14 protein-coding genes are annotated in these 14,263 nt (G+C 61.8%); 9 read left to right on the top strand and 5 right to left on the bottom strand.

Features of this window, described 5'->3' with window-relative positions; genetic code table 11:
• Positions 1 to 154: 154 nt before the first annotated feature.
• Positions 155 to 1,033 (bottom strand): LysR substrate-binding domain-containing protein, encoded by an 879-nt coding sequence (locus tag AC3WRD_RS29580; RefSeq protein WP_102620738.1) that lies wholly within the window; start codon positions 1,031 to 1,033, stop codon positions 155 to 157.
• 139 nt (positions 1,034 to 1,172) lie between these two features.
• Here AC3WRD_RS29580 and AC3WRD_RS29575 point away from each other — a divergent pair, with 139 nt between their 5' ends.
• From AC3WRD_RS29575 to AC3WRD_RS29550, 6 genes are all read left to right on the top strand, one after another.
• The gene (locus tag AC3WRD_RS29575) at positions 1,173 to 2,810 is read left to right on the top strand and encodes a 5-guanidino-2-oxopentanoate decarboxylase (RefSeq protein ID WP_102620737.1); all 1,638 of its coding nucleotides are present in this window, start codon (positions 1,173 to 1,175) and stop codon (positions 2,808 to 2,810) included.
• Entirely contained in the window at positions 2,810 to 4,258 is a 1,449-nt protein-coding gene (locus tag AC3WRD_RS29570) for an aldehyde dehydrogenase family protein (protein WP_173861347.1), read from the top strand. Before AC3WRD_RS29575 ends, AC3WRD_RS29570 begins: the two co-directional genes overlap by 1 nt.
• Before the next feature lie 216 nt (positions 4,259 to 4,474).
• Positions 4,475 to 5,578, top strand: a complete 1,104-nt coding sequence (locus AC3WRD_RS29565; RefSeq protein ID WP_011335694.1) for an ABC transporter substrate-binding protein — start codon at positions 4,475 to 4,477, stop codon at positions 5,576 to 5,578.
• Positions 5,579 to 5,649: 71 nt separating this feature from the next.
• Positions 5,650 to 6,558, top strand: a complete 909-nt coding sequence (locus AC3WRD_RS29560; RefSeq protein WP_007960163.1) for an ABC transporter permease — start codon at positions 5,650 to 5,652, stop codon at positions 6,556 to 6,558.
• Positions 6,555 to 7,403: an ABC transporter permease gene (locus tag AC3WRD_RS29555; RefSeq protein ID WP_064599073.1), complete on the top strand. Its 849-nt coding sequence runs from the start codon at positions 6,555 to 6,557 to the stop codon at positions 7,401 to 7,403. The genes AC3WRD_RS29560 and AC3WRD_RS29555 overlap by 4 nt, the downstream gene beginning before the upstream one ends.
• Positions 7,404 to 7,417: 14 nt before the next feature.
• Positions 7,418 to 8,473: an ABC transporter ATP-binding protein gene (locus AC3WRD_RS29550; RefSeq protein WP_096818382.1), complete on the top strand. Its 1,056-nt coding sequence runs from the start codon at positions 7,418 to 7,420 to the stop codon at positions 8,471 to 8,473.
• Positions 8,474 to 8,684: 211 nt separating this feature from the next.
• On the opposite strand, the gene AC3WRD_RS29545 is transcribed toward AC3WRD_RS29550, so the two are convergent.
• A complete protein-coding gene (locus tag AC3WRD_RS29545) occupies positions 8,685 to 9,614 on the bottom strand; it encodes an AraC family transcriptional regulator (protein WP_102620735.1) in 930 nt (309 codons plus the stop codon).
• 335 nt (positions 9,615 to 9,949) lie between these two features.
• Between AC3WRD_RS29545 and AC3WRD_RS29540 the strand changes: the two genes are divergently transcribed.
• Positions 9,950 to 10,303, top strand: coding sequence for a putative quinol monooxygenase (locus tag AC3WRD_RS29540; protein WP_085709576.1), 354 nt, complete (start codon positions 9,950 to 9,952; stop codon positions 10,301 to 10,303).
• Between the two features lie 43 nt (positions 10,304 to 10,346).
• Positions 10,347 to 10,589 (top strand): hypothetical protein, encoded by a 243-nt coding sequence (locus AC3WRD_RS29535; RefSeq protein WP_096818378.1) that lies wholly within the window; start codon positions 10,347 to 10,349, stop codon positions 10,587 to 10,589.
• 6 nt (positions 10,590 to 10,595) lie between these two features.
• Here the strand turns inward: AC3WRD_RS29535 and AC3WRD_RS29530 are convergent, their stop codons facing one another.
• Together AC3WRD_RS29530 and AC3WRD_RS29525 are read right to left on the bottom strand one after the other, a co-directional pair.
• Positions 10,596 to 11,225, bottom strand: a complete 630-nt coding sequence (locus tag AC3WRD_RS29530) for a flavin reductase family protein (protein ID WP_085709577.1) — start codon at positions 11,223 to 11,225, stop codon at positions 10,596 to 10,598.
• 128 nt (positions 11,226 to 11,353) lie between these two features.
• Positions 11,354 to 11,671 (bottom strand): hypothetical protein, encoded by a 318-nt coding sequence (locus AC3WRD_RS29525; protein ID WP_085730226.1) that lies wholly within the window; start codon positions 11,669 to 11,671, stop codon positions 11,354 to 11,356.
• A gap of 348 nt (positions 11,672 to 12,019) precedes the next feature.
• Between AC3WRD_RS29525 and AC3WRD_RS29520 the strand changes: the two genes are divergently transcribed.
• Entirely contained in the window at positions 12,020 to 12,778 is a 759-nt protein-coding gene (locus AC3WRD_RS29520) for a COG4705 family protein (protein WP_096818374.1), read from the top strand.
• Positions 12,779 to 12,841: 63 nt separating this feature from the next.
• On the opposite strand, the gene AC3WRD_RS29515 is transcribed toward AC3WRD_RS29520, so the two are convergent.
• Entirely contained in the window at positions 12,842 to 14,161 is a 1,320-nt protein-coding gene (locus AC3WRD_RS29515; protein ID WP_096818372.1) for an MFS transporter, read from the bottom strand.
• Between the last annotated feature and the right edge of the window lie 102 nt (positions 14,162 to 14,263).

The raw sequence follows: 14,263 nt of genomic DNA, 5'->3' as shown, positions 1-14,263 counted from the left end.
GATCGTTCCCACGCTCCGCGTGGGAATGCAGCCCGGGACGCTCCGCGTCCCATGCCGAAGCGGACGCGGAGCGTCCAGTGAGGCATTCCCACGCAGAGCGTGGGAACGATCAAAGAAGGGGAGCGTGGGAGCGATCATCACAGTGAGGGCGGGCTCAGCGGGTATGAGCCTGCTCCACCAACCACCCCATCAATTCCTGCAACTTCGCCGAAGGCTCCGACGCCGGCGCCACGATGTAATAGCCCAATCCCGTCTTCACCTTCAGATCGAACGGCATCACCAGTCGCCCGGCGTTCAAGTCATCGCCGATCAACGACCAGTCGCCGATCGCCACCCCCGTCCCGTGGGACGCCATCGACATCGCCTGATCCAGGGTTTCGAAATGCTGACCGCTGCCGATGTTGCTCAAGTGCAGTTCGGCGGCCTCCAGCCACAGCGTCCAGTCGTCATCGGTGTGCGTCGGGTGCAGCAGCAAGTGCTGTTGCAAGTCGGCCGGCGTGTGCAGGGCCGGCGACCCCTTGAGCAGCCCCGGTGAACAGACCGGCGTCAGTTGTTCATCGAACAGGTGCAAGGTCGCGGGCGAGTCGTGGGGCGCGGTGCCGTAGATCACTGCGGCGTCGAACTGCTCGCGATGAAAGTCCACCCCGTGCTGCAACGACGCCGTGAGTTTCACCGGCACGTCCGGGCGCTCGCGCTGCCATTGCAACAGCCGTGGCAGCAACCAGCGCATTACGCAGCTCGGGGCCTTGAGTTGCAGGGTCTCGCGTTTGGCGCCGATCAGCTCCACCGAGTCGCCGATCAGGCTGAACACCTGCTGCACCCGTGGCAGCCATTCGCGACCTTCGGCCGTCAGTTCCAAGCCCCGGGCCAGGCGAATGAACAACTCATAGCCCAGATGTTCTTCAAGCCCGGCGATCTGCCGGCTCACCGCACCTTGAGTGATGTGCAACTGCTCGGCGGCCCGGGTGAAGTTGCAGCACTGCGCGGTGATCAGAAACGTATGCAGGGCGGGCAGGGGAGGCAGTCGTTTCATGTGGATCCAAGGTATGACGTGAGGACATGGCTAGTATGAGCTTTTATCGATTGTTGCGGCTACGGGTCGCCCGTTTCAATGAGGCCAATCACCGGTTCCCTTAAGGCCCGGTGCCTCAACGAACAAGAAGGGCAAAGACATGGCGACGTGTGGCGAAGTACTGGTCAAGTTACTCGAAGATTATGGGGTCGAGCAGGTGTTCGGCATTCCCGGGGTGCATACCGTGGAGCTGTATCGCGGGCTGGCCCGTTCGAGCATCAACCACGTTACCCCACGCCACGAGCAGGGCGCCGGTTTCATGGCCGACGGCTACGCCCGCACCAGCGGCAAACCGGGCGTGTGCTTCATCATCACCGGCCCCGGCATGACCAACATCACCACCGCCATGGGCCAGGCGTACGCCGATTCGATCCCGATGCTGGTGATCTCCAGCGTGCAGTCGCGCAGTCAACTGGGTGGCGGTCGCGGCAAGTTGCATGAACTGCCGAACCAGAGCGCACTGGTCGGCGGTGTGGCGGCGTTCTCCCACACCCTGATGTCGGCGTCCGAATTGCCGGGCGTGCTGGCACGTGCGTTTGCGCTGTTTCAGGCCGGGCGTCCGCGTCCGGTGCACATCGAGATTCCGCTGGATGTGCTGGTTGAAGAAGCCGACGAATTGCTGGCCAGCGTGCCGGTCCACATCGACCGCGCCGGTGCTGCACCGGCCGCCGTGAGCCGCATGACTGAACTGCTGGCCGGCGCCCAGCGTCCGCTGATCCTCGCCGGGGGCGGCGCCATCGACGCGGCTGCCGAGCTTACTGAACTGGCCGAACTGCTCGATGCGCCGGTGGCTCTGACCATCAACGCCAAAGGCATGTTGCCGTCCAATCATCCGCTGTTGATCGGTTCGACCCAGAGTCTGGTGGCGACCCGCGCCCTGGTGGCCGACGCCGACGTGATCCTGGCGATTGGCACCGAACTGGCGGAAACCGACTACGACGTCACCTTCGCGGGTGGTTTCGAGATCCCCGGCAAACTGCTGCGCGTCGATATCGATCCAGACCAGACCGTGCGCAACTACCCGCCTCATGTAGCGCTGGTGGCGGACTCGCGCAACGCGGCGCAAGCACTGTTGAGCGCGTTGTCGCACAAACCGCTGGCCGAGCGCCGCAACGACTGGGGTCAGGTGCGCGCCGCCCGTCTGCGTGAAGACCTGGCCGCGACCTGGGACGCCCCGACTCTGGCCCAGACCCGCTTCCTCGAAACCGTGCTGCACGAACTGCCGAACGCGGTGTTCGTCGGCGACTCCACGCAACCGGTGTACACCGGCAACCTCACGTTCAACCCGGAGCGTCCGCGCCGCTGGTTCAACTCGTCCACCGGTTACGGCACCCTCGGTTACGCCTTGCCGGCAGCGATTGGCGCCTGGCTCGGTGGCCCACTGGAACACGGCGCACGTCCGCCAGTGGTGTGCCTGATCGGCGACGGCGGTCTGCAATTTACCCTGCCGGAACTGGCCAGCGCCGTGGAAGCGCGAACGCCGGTAATCATCCTGCTGTGGAATAACCAGGGTTACGAAGAGATCAAGAAATACATGGTCAACCGCGCCATCGAACCGGTGGGTGTGGACATCTACACCCCGGACTTCATCGGTGTCGCCAAGGCGTTGGGTTGCGCGGCGGAAGCGATCAGCTCCGCCGAACACCTGCGCGGTGCACTGCGCGCCGCCACCGATCGTCAGGGCCCGACCCTGATCGAAATCGACCAGACCCAATGGATGATGGCGGTGGCCAAATGATGAATTTCCCGACCACACTCGACGGCCTGTACATCAACGGCCAATGGGCCGCCGGCCGCGAGCACCTGCGCGTGATCAACCCGGCCACCGAAGCGCTGCTGACCACGGTCAATGGCGGAGATGCAAACGCCGTCAACCAAGCGGTAACGGCCGCGACTGAAGCCTTCAAGGACTGGTCGAAAACCACCGGCGCCGAGCGCGGCGCGATCCTGCGCAACATCGCCAATGGCGTGCGCAACGGTCGTGATCACTTGATGAAGTTGCAGTCGAGCAACAACGGCAAACCGCAGTTTGAAGCGGGCATCGATGTCGATGACGTGATCGCCACCTTCGAGTATTACGCCGAACTCGCCGAAGGCCTCGATGCGAAACAGGACAGCAATGTGCCGCTGCCCAGCGACGACTTCAGCGCACGTCTGCGCCGCGAACCGTGCGGTGTGGTCGGGCTGATCGTGCCGTGGAATTTCCCGATGGTCACCACCGCGTGGAAACTCGCGCCAGCCCTGGCCGCCGGTTGCTGCGTGGTGCTCAAGCCTTCGGAAGTCACGCCGCTGCCGGAACTGGAACTGGCGGCGATCATCGCCGAATCCGGTCTGCCCAAAGGCGTGTTCAACCTGGTGTGCGGCACCGGCCTGGCGGTCGGTGCGCCGCTGTCGGCGGACCCGCGCATCGCCAAGGTTTCCTTCACCGGTAGTAACGCCGTGGGTGTGCAGGTGATGCAGCGCGCCGCGGAAACCGTGAAGGGCGTGAGCCTGGAACTGGGTGGCAAATCCTCGCTGCTGATCCTGGAAGATGCCGACCTGGATCTGGCGGTGGAGCTGGCCTGCGGCGGTGGTTTCTTCAACGCCGGGCAGATGTGCTCGGCCACCAGCCGGGTGCTGGTCGCCGATGAACTGGCCGATGAATTCCTGATTCGTCTGAAGGCCCGCGCGGAAAAAATCCGTGTGGCCGACCCGTTCGATCCAGAAGTCGAGATGGGCGCGCTGGTCAATCAGGCGCAGTACCAGCGAGTGCTCGGTCACATTGACCGTGGCCTGAGCGCCGGTGCCAAGCTGATCTGTGGCGGCAATCGCCCGGCGGATCTGCCGCGTGGATATTTCTTGCAACCGACGATCTTCACCGAAGTGCCCCTCGACAGTGCGTTGTGGTGTGAAGAGATCTTCGGCCCGGTGATCTGCGTGCGCAGTTTCGCTTCGGAAGCCGAGGCGATTGCCCTGGCCAACGACAGCCAGTTCGGCCTGGTGGCCAGCGTGGTCACGCGCAATGCCGAGACCGCAGATCGGGTCGCCAACGCCTTGCAGGCGGGGCTGGTGTGGCTCAACGCACCGCAGGTGATCTTCCCGCAGACGGCGTGGGGCGGCTACAAACAGAGCAGCATCGGTCGCGAACTGGGGCCGTGGGGCCTGGCGGCATTCCAGGAAATCAAGCACGTGATCCGCGCACTCTGAATGCCCGAAAAAGGTCAGCGCATGCCTCGCAACGAGGCATGCGCCGGCGTCATGGCTCCAATGAGTTTTTATCGATAGTCAGGTGTTTTGCACGACCTCAGGATGAACCCGCTGATCACGTTCAAGCCCTTTAAAATCGGGGGCTTGAGCGGTTCCGATCACGCACGGCAAGGGTTGCGGTCAATCTCATACTTACAAGAATAATGGGAGTCCTAAATGGGCGAGCACGATCTGAACAGGCGTCAATTCATCAAAACCGTCGGCGTGGCCTCGGTGGCTGCGGCGGCCATGAGCATGCCCTTCATCCGGGCCAGTGCCAGCGACACCCGTTTTGCCGGCAAGACCCTGCGCCTGCTGACCTGGTCCGATGACACGGGTCTGGCCGCACTGCGCAACATCGCTGCAACGTTCGAAGCCAAGACCGGCGCCAAAGTGATTGCCGACCGCACCGGCAGCACCTCGGAAATGGTCGCCAAGCTCAAGGCCGGCGGTGACCGTCCGCAGTACGACATCATCACTCTGGCCGGTGTTGGAGCTGAAGGTCTGGCCGCTGCCGGGCTGTTGGAAAAACCCGATCTCAACCGCATTCCCAACCTGATCGATGTCCCTGAAAAATACCGCACCGGGGCCAACGGTCACGGCATCGGTTACCTGCTGTGGTGCAACAGCCTGGTCTACAGCACCCGCACCCAAAAGGAAGCGCCGGACAGTTACGCCGCGCTGTGGGACGCCGATCTGGCACCGAACATTTTCCTGCCGCCGCCGAACTGGACCGAGGCGATGGACCTGATCATCATCGCCGCCAAACTGGCCGGTGGTGACGAGCACAACATCGAGCCGGGCTTCAAGAAACTCGCGGAGTTGAAAGACCGCGTGGTGACCCTGGGCGAAAACCCCAACCAGATCGCCGAGCTGTTTCGCACCGGTTCCCTGGACATGGGCGGCCTCTATGCCCCGGCGTTTTTCCCCAAGCAGATCCGCGACCCGAACTACGGCCTCGGCGCCACGTTCGGCATGAAAGAAGGTTTCTACACCGACCTGATGCTCTCGGTGATGCCGAAGAACCGTCCGGGCGACACCGACCTGGCCTACGCCTTCATCGATCACTCCCTCGACCCGCTGGTGCAGGGCAAGATGGCCGAAGACATCTTCAACGGCCCGGTCAACGCCAAGGCGATCATCTCCGCCGAAGCGCGCAAGAGCCCGTTCATCCTCACGCCGGAGCAGATCGCGGAGAAGGCGATCATGCACGACAACGCCTTCCTGGCGACCGTGCATGACCAGTGGATTCGTCGCTACACGGAAATCTTTTCTTCCTGACGCCGACCTTCCGGGGCACCGCATGATCGGGGTGCCCGGGAGATTCGTTTTCCATTGACGAGATCATTGCTATGGAACATCAATCCCTGACCCAACCGGTCGGCGCGGGTGACGTGCGCCCGGCGCGCGGTGTTTCGCCGACTGCACGGGCGTGGTTTTTCCTCACGCCGTCGATGCTGTTTCTCGGCGTGCTGATTGCCGCCAGCCTTTTGGTGTTGCGCATGAGCGTCGGCACCAAGGGCGCGGAGTGGTCCGGTTTCAGCCTGGCCAGTTACGCCCAGTTGCTCGAACCCTACTACCTCAAATCGTTGCTGCTGACTTTGCGTCTGGCGCTGATCAGCGCGGTGATCGCCGTGGTGCTGGCGATCCCGGTGGCGTACACCATGTCGCGCCTGACTTCGCCATTCGTGCGGCGAATCTTCCTCGCGGCGGTGCTGTTGCCGCTGCTGGTCAACCTGCTGCTGCAAAGCTACGGCTGGCTGGTGATCCTCGGCCCCGGCGGCATGCTCAACCAGACCCTGATGGGCCTCGGTCTGATCAAACGCCCGATCATGTTGCTGTACAACCAGAACGGCGTGTTGATGGGGCTGGTGCAGACCGCGTTCCCGCTCGCTGTGCTGCCGATTGCCAGCGCCATGCGCGGTGTCGCCCGCAGCTACGAAGAAGCTGCCGCGACGCTTGGCGCCAGTCGTTTCCAAGTGTTCCGTCAGGTGGTGTTGCCGATGAGTCTGCCGGGGATCATCACCGGCGCGACGCTGGTGTTCGCCTACAACGCCAGCAGCTTCGTGGTGCCGCTGCTGCTGGGTGGTCGGCGCGTGCCGATGCTCGCGGTGATGGTGCATGACCAGATCGCCCCGCTGATGAACTGGCCCGCTGCGTCCGCTGCTGGCGTGGTGCTGATCGTCACCACGCTGGCGATCATGACCTTGTCCGAATACATCACCGGCCGCCGTCGCCGTCTGCTGGAGGCTTCGCAATGAGTGCCCTGATCAAGAAGCGTCAGTCGCTGTTGCCGGGCGACACCGGCAAGTTTGCCGGCATCCTTTCCGGGATCATTTTGTTCCTGGCCGTGTTGCCGATCCTGACCATGATCGTGATGTCGTTCAGCGGCGCGTCGAACCTCGACTTCCCGCCGAGCAGCTACAGCCTGCAATGGTACAAGGCGGCGTGGCACACCTTTGTGTCGCCGGATGCCAGCGATGTGCTGAGCCTCGGTCAGGCGATGGGCACCAGTTTGCTGGTGGCATGCCTGACGATGATTTTCGCCACGCTGATCGCGGTACCGGCGGCCTACGCGCTGACCCGTTGCGAGTTCCGTGGCAAGGGCGTGGCGCTGCAACTGATGTCGCTGCCGCTGGTGTTTCCGATGGTGGTGCTGGGGCTGGCCTTGCTGCTGGTGTTCGACAGCCTGCCGTTCCACATGACCACCTCGCGGCTGGTGATTGCCCACGTGATTCTGGCGCTGCCGTTCGTGGTGAAGAACTGCACGGCGGCCATGCTTTCCATCGGCAGCGAAGTCGAAGAGGCCGCGCAGATGCTCGGCGCCTCGCCGTTGCGGGCCATCGTCGATGTGGTGGTGCCGTTGATGAAATCGGGGATTCTGGCGGGGATGCTGCTGGCGTTCATCGTCTCGTTCAACGAATTCACCGTGACCTATTTCCTCTACACCATCGACGTCATGACCGTGCCGATCTGGATGTACAGCCGCACCGTGTCATCGCTCGACCCTACCGTGTTCTCGTTTGCCGTGCTGATCGTGCTGATCGACTTCGTCCTGATCTGGGCGCTGGAGAAGCTGGTGGGCGAGGGCGGCGTTTCCTTTTGATTGTGAGGTGCAACATGACTGGACTGATTCTGGAAAACGTCGAGAAACACTACGGCTCGGCCTGCGCGGTAAAAGACGTCAACCTGCATTTGCCCGAGGGCAAACTGGTGTGCTTCCTCGGCCCGTCGGGCTGCGGCAAGACCACGTTGCTGCGAATGATCGCCGGGCTGGAAACCCTTACCGGCGGCGAGATCCGCCTGGACGGCGAGGACATTGGCCACACCCCGGCGCACCTGCGCAACTTCGGCATGGTGTTCCAGTCGCTGGCGCTGTTCCCGCACATGACCGTGGGCGAGAACATCGCCTATCCGCTGAAACTGCGGGGCGTGAGCAAGGCTGATCAACAGGCGCGGGTGGTGGAGTTGCTGGAGCTGATCCAGCTGCAAGCGATGATCGACCGCCCGGTGGCGAAACTCTCCGGCGGTCAGCGTCAGCGGGTGGCGATTGCCCGGGCAATTGCCTCGCACCCGAAAATCCTTCTGCTCGACGAACCGCTGTCGGCGCTGGATGCCAAGCTGCGTGAGTCGATGCAGGTGGAAATCCGCCAGTTGCAACAACGCCTGAACATCACCACCATCATGGTTACCCACGATCAACGCGAGGCCATGACCATGGCTGACATCGTGGTGGTGCTGGGCGAGCATCGCGTGCAGCAGGTGGGTACGCCGATCGAAATCTACCGCCATCCGGCCAACGAGTTCGTCGCGGACTTCATCGGCTCCGGCAATATCTTCCCGGCCACCGCGCTAGGCGATGGCAAGGTCGTGCTGCCGGGCGGCGATGCCCTGCAAGTGCCGATCTGCAGCAGCATCGTGGTCGGACAGAAAGTGAAAATGCTGATCCGTCCCGAAGACCTGCAACTGTCGGCGCCCCAGGCCACGGCGGGCAATCGCCTGCTGGGCAAGGTGACGTTTGTGCGGGATATCGGCGCGACTATCGAGACTACGGTGGAATGTTCCGGGGTGACCTTCACGGCGCTGAGCACGCCGTGTCAGGGCATCGGGCTGGGGATCGGGCATCCGGTGTCGGTGACGTTGCCGAGTGAGGCGTGTCGGGTACTCGGCGCTTAATTGCGCTTGTGCTCAAAATCGCTCCCTCACCCCAGCCCTCTCCCGGAGGGAGAGGGAGCCGACCGAGTTGTCTTGCGCTGTCCGTCGACCTGAGAGATCGAGTCGATTATGGATTCGGTAAAGCAATTTCAGGTCGGTGTATTTCGTGAATATTCCCCAATCGGTTCCCTCTCCCTCCGGGAGAGGGTTAGGGTGAGGGGGCTTTTTGAGTTCATACGGAAAGCCGCAACCGCGCCAGATCCCGCAACGGCGGCGCCCCAAATAACCGGCTGTACTCACGACTGAACTGCGACGGACTTTCATACCCCACCCGATACCCCGCCGCCGAAGCCTCCAACCCCTCAGCCAACATCAAGCGCCGCGCCTCCTGCAGGCGCAGCTGCTTCTGATACTGCAACGGACTCATCGCCGTCATCGCCTTGAAGCGGTGATGCAAAGTCGAGACGCTGAGGTTCACTTCCTTCGCCAGATCATCAATGCGCAGCGGTTGTTCGAAGTTGCCGTTGAGCCATTTGATCGCCTGGCTGATGCGATGGCTCTGGCTGTTGGCGATGGCGATTTCGTACAGCCGATGGCCCTGCGGGCTGCGCAACAGGCGATAGAGAATCTCCCGGCGAATCAGCGGCGCGAGCATGGCGATGTCTTTCGGCGTGTCGAGCAGGCGGGCCAGACGCAGCACCGCATCGAGCATCGCGCTGTCGATCTTTTCCACATACAGACCGCGCCCGGTCGGCCGGGTCGGCACGCCCATGGGCCCGGCGTCGGCGATCAGCGCGGTGATTTCCGCCGGGTCGATGTCCAGGCGCACGGCGAGGATCGGTTCCAGAGGCGAGACATTCACCACCCGACCGCTCAACGGCATCGAAACCGAGACCACCAGGTAATTCAGCGGGTCGTAATTGAAGAATTCGTCCGCCAGCCGTACCTCTTTGCGACCCTGGGCCATGATGCACAGCGCCGGTTGCGCGAGCACCGGGGCGAAGTCATGGGATTTTGTGTGGCGCGACATGAACAGCGAGCCGACGGCGGTGGCATAACTGCCATCTTCGGACGTGTTGCGGCGGATGATGGCCGCCAGTTCCGCGCGCTGCTTTTCCATGTCGGCATCGGGCGGCGCCTGAAAACGATCGAATGACGTCATGCACAGCCTCCTCGGCAAGGGATGGAATGGGAGCAGAGCATAAGTTTGTGCAAGCGCAAGCGGTAGACACATCCTGCGAAATGCTTGCCTGATCCTGCATGGCGTTGCGTGCCTGCCCAGACATGACAGGGCGCATTCCGGAAAACTTGCTCGAAACCGGTGTGACAGGACGGTGACAGCAATTCACGATCTGTTACAGGTCTGAAAGACAGTCTCGCAGGATTGTGCAACGCGGCGGCAGGAATCGACTAACGGCGAACACTGCCCGGCCCTTAACCTTGGATCCTGTCGCAGCCCGTCCCCGGCTGCCACGCGACTCCCTGGGAGGGTTGAACATGTCCAAGCAGATTCCCGTCAGTCATATGGCCTTCGTTCGAGCGCGCGCCGGGCGCTCGGCGGAACTCGGCATGCGCCTGAGCGCGCTGATCGAACCGTCCCGTGCCGCCGCCGGTTGCCTGAGCTTTTCCTTGCAGCATTCGCAGTGTGATCCGGAGCTTTGGCTGGTTTCCGGTTTCTGGAATAACCAGCAGTCGATGACCGCGTATTTCAGCAGCCCGTCGATGGAAGTCTTTGCCGAGCTGGTGCAGGACCTGGTGGTCAACAGCCTGGATTTCCACACGTTTAAAGACGTGTCGGCGGCGCAGGCGCTGGGTCAAAGTTGCGCGCCGATACACAAACTCGCCGGTTGAGGGTTTAATGGCCAGCCTATTTGACTGAGCCAGGACCTGCGACATGGCACGTAAAGAGTTCGAACACTTCGAAGCGGTTTCCGCTGTAGTCCCCGTCGAGTTGGGCAGCAACAAGGGTTATCACGCGGCAATCGCGGTCAAGGCCCTGGTCGACGGCGGTGCGCCACGCTTTCACAAACTGTTGAATGACCAGGTCTTCCCTGGTGCCATTGCCGCCGATGAAGCGGCCATCAATGAGCTGGACAAGCTCAAGGGCGTCACTGATGACGCCGAGCTGATCTGGTAACCGCGTTTACTTGACGGCGCCCGGGCGCCACATCTTGAACAATGCCTCCGGCCCCAGCTGGAAGTAGTCCGCCGGCCCGCCGCCCCGCAGAATCGGTTCTGCGGCGGCGGTGTCGTAGATCCCGTCCTTCAACAGCCATTTGGCGATGTGCACGGCAACCACCTCGCCGAGCACCAGCCAGCTCGGCACCGTCTCGCCGTCGGCCCGCTGCAACTGAATGATCTGCGTGACCTTGCACTCGAAGGACACCGGGCTTTCGGCCACACGCGGCACGGCAATCACCTTTGACGCCACCGGCGTCAGCCCCGCCAGTTCGAACTCGTTGACCTCGGGGGCGACGGCTGCGCAGCTCTGGTTCATCTGCTCGGCCAGCGGCCGGGTCGCGAGGTTCCAGACGAACTCGCCGGTCTGCTCGATGTTGTTCAGGCTGTCTTTGCGCCCGACACTGGAGAACCCGATGATCGGCGGAATGTAGTTGAACGCGTTGAAAAAGCTGTAAGGCGCCAGGTTCAGCCGGCCCTCGGCATCCTGCGAAGAAATCCAGCCGATGGGGCGCGGACCGACGATCGCGTTAAACGGATCGTGGGGCAGGCCGTGGCCGTTGGCCGGTTCGTAGAAATGGATGTCATCGGGCATGGCGGGGTGTTCCTGAAGGCTTTTATAAGCGGCCAATAGTGCAAGTCCGATCCACGAAGATCAAATGCCGACCTTTAGAAATGAACAAGCCCGGCAATGGCCGGGCTTTGGTGTTTGCATTGCGCCGATCAGCTAATGGCTGCGGCAGTACCGGTTTTATCGAAACCGTCAGCAGCGATGGCAGCGGCGGTGCCGGTTTTATCGAAGCCGTCGGCAGCGATGGCAGCAGCAGTGCCAGTCTTGTCGAAGCCATCGGCAGCAACGGCTTTGCCGACGTTGGTTTTATCGAAACCATCGGCAGCGTAGGCGCCCGAGTGGCTGGTTTCGATGGCGGCGCTGGCGCCGGAAATGAAATCGGCGGATTTGGTTTTGTCCGAGCCATCGGCGGCGAAGGTGTTGGCGGCCAGTACGGACAAGGTCAGGGCGAGGATCAGTTTGGTTTTCATGGTCGTTCTCCAGATTCGAAATTCGTTGGCGATGTGTTTCGCATGGGGTTCATGCTACGCCAACTAAATTGATTAAAAAGCGCAAAATAATGCTAAAAGCAATCGATTAACTTGATATTAAGGGCGACGCATTCAATTCGCTTTCGTCGTCGGAGCGAGCGTCGCGCAGGTCATCGATCAGGTAGGTGCAGGATGCAGCAGGGGCATTAACCGGTGATTAATCGCTGCTTTTGGCTTGTGTGACAGATTTTTCATACATTCCCGACCGGTTTTTCACCCTCGTAACGCCAGTCTGCCGGCGGCCAGAAAACCAAGAACCGGCCGTCACACACTGGAGCTTTACCTGCAATGAACAAACTGCCTCAAATCACCCTGGCCTTCTGGGTCATGAAAATCTGCGCGACGACCCTGGGGGAAACCGCGGGGGATTTGCTGTCGATGACCCTCAACGTCGGCTATGCCATGAGCTCGCTGATCCTGATCAGCGTGTTCGTCCTGACGCTGATCACGCAGCTGATGTCCAAGACTTACAAGCCGCTGCTGTACTGGATCGTGATCCTGTCGACCAGCACCGCCGGCACCACCATGTCCGACTTCATGGACCGCACGCTGGAGCTGGGTTACGCCACAGGTTCGATGATCCTGATCGCGATCCTGCTGGCGATCTTCGCGGCGTGGCGCCTGAGCGGCGATTCGCTCAACGTCACCAAGGTGCAGAGCTTTCGCGGCGAGATGTTCTACTGGATGGCGATCCTGTTCTCCAACACCCTGGGCACCGCGCTCGGCGATTACCTGGCGGACGATTCGGGCCTGGGCTTCGCTGGTGGCGCGCTGTTGATCGGCTCGGCGATTGCGGTGGTGGTACTGCTCAAGTACTTCACCAAGATCTCGTCGGTGGCGCTGTTCTGGGTGGCGTTCGTGCTGACCCGGCCGTTTGGCGCGACCCTGGGCGACTTGATGACCAAGTCCCATGAGAAGGGCGGACTGGACTTCGGCACCATCGGTTCGTCGGCGGTGCTGGCGGGGATTCTGTTGGTGATGATCGTGGGCGCGTCTTATGCGCAGAAGCGCTATGGCGGCAAACAGGGCGTTGCCGAGTTGTCCTGATCGGGAAATCGGACAGGTAAGAAACGCGCGAAGGTCTTGCACCTTCGCGCGTTTTTTTTGCGATCAGTCAGTGACGATCCGCGAATGTTTCTGGGTGTCTTTCATGGTGATGTACACCAGCAGGGACACCGCGATGCACGCAGTCACGTACCAGTAGTAACCGGTTTCCATGCCGATACTCTTGAACCACAGCGCGATGTATTCGGCGGTGCCGCCGAAGATCGACACGGTCAGTGCGTACGGCAGGCCGACGCCCAGGGCGCGGATTTCGGTCGGGAACAGCTCGGCCTTCACCACGGCGTTGATCGAGGTGTAGCCGCTGACGATGATCAGCGCCGCCATGATCAGGAAGAACGCGCCCCACCAGGTCTGGATGGTGTGCAGGGTCATCAGGATCGGCACAGTGAAGATCGTACCGAGCACGCCGAAGGCGATCAGGATCGGACGACGACCGATCTTGTCGGACAGGCCGCCGATGATCGGTTGCAGGCACATGAACAGGAACAGCGTCGCTGCGGAAATGGTGGTGGAGTCGGAGATGCTCATGCCGACGGTGTTCACCAGGTATTTCTGCATGTAGGTGGTGTAGGTGTAGAACGCCAGCGTACCGCCCATGGTCAGGCCGACCACGGTGAGCAGTTCTTTCGGATGGCGCATCAAGGTGCGCATGGCGCTTTCCTTGGACTTCTCTTTCTTGGTGAACGACTCGGTTTCTTCCATGCCACGACGCAGGTACAGCGCAACGATTGCGCACAGCGCGCCGATGGCGAACGGGATACGCCAGCCCCAGGCGTACAGCTGTTCAGTGGTCAGCATGTTCTGCAGCACGATCAACACGCCCAGCGCGATGAGCTGGCCCGAGATCAGGGTCACATACTGGAAGCTTGAGAAGAAGCCGCGACGTTCCTTGGTCGCCATCTCCGACAGGTAAGTCGCGGAAGTGCCGTACTCGCCACCGACCGACAGGCCTTGCAGCAGACGGGCGAAGACCAGCAGGATCGGCGCGCCGATGCCGATGGTTTCGTAGTTCGGGCTGAGGGCGATCAGCAGGGAGCCAAAGCACATCAGGTACACCGAGGCCATCAGTGCCTTTTTACGTCCGACCTTGTCGGCGTACAGGCCCATCAGCCAGCCACCGATCGGGCGCATCAGAAAGCCCACGGCGAAGATCGCGGCGGTGTTCATCAATTGGGCGGTGGTGGAACCGGCGGGGAAGAAGGTCTTGGCGAAGTACAGCGAGAAGGCGGCATAGACGTACCAGTCGTACCACTCGACCATGTTGCCGACGGAACCGCTGAAGATCGACTTGATGCGACTGGCGGTGGTTCGTTCTTTGACCGGCACGGCAGCCGACCCAAGAGGCAGGGCGTTGGAGTTATCCATTGAAGGATCCTTCGTTTAATTGTTTTTGTGGAGCGCGTTGAAACGCAGCCTGCGAGGGCTATAGCAGGAGCTGTGCCAACGGGGGGAGGGCCGGTTTAGAGG

This window comes from Pseudomonas sp. FW215-R2, assembly GCF_058789255.1.
This window is presented reverse-complemented; position numbering and strand designations above follow the sequence as displayed.